The 236-nt window shown below is 59.3% G+C and carries 1 protein-coding gene; it reads left to right on the top strand.

Going from position 1 to position 236, the window contains the following annotated elements; all coding sequences use genetic code 11:
• A partial coding sequence (locus tag SB771_RS37020) for an acyl-CoA dehydrogenase family protein (protein ID WP_410722288.1) occupies positions 1-236 on the top strand: 236 nt, incomplete at both ends.

Raw genomic sequence — 236 nt, 5'->3', positions numbered from 1 at the left:
CACGGCGGCACCGACTGGACTGCAGAACAGCGGTACATCGTTGAAGAGGAATGCTACCTGGCCGGTGCGCCATCGCCCAACCAACAAGGCGTGACACTGGTTGGCCCGGTGATCTGCGAGTTTGGCAGTGACGAGCAGAAGCGCCGATTCCTGCCGGCAATACAAAAAGGTGAAGTGTATTGGGTGCAAGGGTTTTCAGAGCCTGAGGCGGGGTCGGACCTTGCTTCGTTGCGCAC

Source organism: Burkholderia sp. SIMBA_051, assembly GCF_046534915.1.
Taxonomy (GTDB): Bacteria; Pseudomonadota; Gammaproteobacteria; order Burkholderiales; family Burkholderiaceae; genus Burkholderia; species Burkholderia ambifaria.
This window is presented reverse-complemented; position numbering and strand designations above follow the sequence as displayed.